A 1,640-nucleotide genomic window follows, 5' to 3' on the forward strand; every position below is an offset into this window, starting at 1 on the left:
ACCTGCGCCGTTTTCTTCCCTACGAGCCAAACCCGGGGCCGCCACCGTCGCTGCCCGAGCACTGCATGCATGAGGACCACGACATCCCGTCGTCCTTCCTCAACATCGACACCGAGACCTACGGCTCGGCCTGGCTGGCCTTTTCCAGCGATCCCTGGCCGGCCAGCGTGCTTGATGCCTACAAGGGCGGCCAGGCGCCTGCGCAGCGCTTCGAGGGCCTGGACCTGATCCAGGCGCGCAAGCACCCCGAACTGCTGGGCCTGGCCATGACCCCGGACAACCTCCAGGTCGACCGCCAGGTGTTCGAGTATGCCCAGCAATTGAACGGGCCGTTCGACAGTGCCCATGGTTTCCACAGCCGCTTCCTGCGCAGGACCGCGCTGCGCGGTTACCTGACCAACGCCATCGCCAGGCACAAGCTGGATAACGGCGTGCTGGCGGTGGTGCTCGACGACACCGTCGGCCTGATCCAGGAGTACAACCACCAGCGCCTGAACTGGGTGGTCAAGCGCCAAGCCTGGCGCGAGGATCCGTTGCGCGCCTATCAGCTGCAGACCTCGCAGATTCTGCAGATCATTCGCGCTACCCAGCGTGAGTGGGCGGCGCAGAAAGTGCCCATGACGTTCGAGCCACAAACTGGCGACGGGCCACCGGTGTTCGTCGATTCTGAGAAAGAACGCCAGCGCGTGATCGAGATGCATCAGCGCGAGAGCGATGAAAAACTCGAAGAACGCTACGACGAACCCCGGCGTGCAGCGTTCCAAGCCGAATACGATCAGGAAGAGGCCCGGTTCCAGGCTTACATCGACCGGCATGCCGGCACCTACGTGAAACTCTGCGAGGGCGCGGTCTTCGCCCTGATTGAGCGGCACGATTACGATGGCCGAGACCGCGAATCGGGCGTCGCCTACAGCAAGACCATCGCCGCCTGCCTGGCCGGTGGCATCACCGAAGCGCCGTCCACCAACCCTGAGCCAGCCCCAGGCAGCAGTGAAGCGCTGTGGTTGAAGTGGCTGCAAGATCCGAACAGCCCACCCTACCGCGCTCTGCTGCTGCGCGACGGGCCGTTGATGGCAGCACTGTTGCCAAGCTTCGCGCTGAATGAACAGACCAACTGGAACGACAGCGAAAAGCTCTATAGCGCCTTGAGCAAATTCATCAACAGTGAAGATGCCGGCCTGAAGATGCGAGATTCGCTCAAGCAGGCCATCACCGAACTGCAGGGCGCGGTCAATGCCGCCAGCCTGCGCCTGCAGGGGCAACTCGACCCCGGCATCCAGCACGCGGTAAGGCACCTGAACAGCGCCAGCCAGCGAATTTACAACGGTGTGCACCTCATCGAGTTGCAGGTGCAGATGAAGCTGGGTGAGTACTACGCACTGCAGAGTGCGCACCTGCGTGAACTGCAGAACAGCGCCAGCCAGAAACTGGCCGAGGCGCGGGCGCAGATGATGCCGGACCTCGAAGACGTGAAGGCCGGTATTTTCAGGCAAGCAAGCAAGGTAAAACCGATCATCCAGACCGGTTTGCTGAGCCTTGCCGTGCTCGATCCGAAAATCGCACATCAGGTCATCCCGGTCAGCGTTTGGGTCGAAGGCACGGCGCATGAGCTGCATGAGCGGTTGGCCAGGGAAGTGAAG

General features: G+C 62.4%; 1 protein-coding gene. It reads left to right on the forward strand.

Translation table 11 applies throughout. The annotated features are described in order from the left end of the window. A partial coding sequence (locus HU738_RS25705) for a T6SS effector BTH_I2691 family protein (protein WP_275959747.1) occupies positions 1 to 1,640 on the forward strand: 1,640 nt, incomplete at both ends.

This window comes from Pseudomonas vlassakiae (assembly GCF_014269035.2).
GTDB classification, from domain to species: Bacteria; Pseudomonadota; Gammaproteobacteria; order Pseudomonadales; family Pseudomonadaceae; genus Aquipseudomonas; species Aquipseudomonas vlassakiae.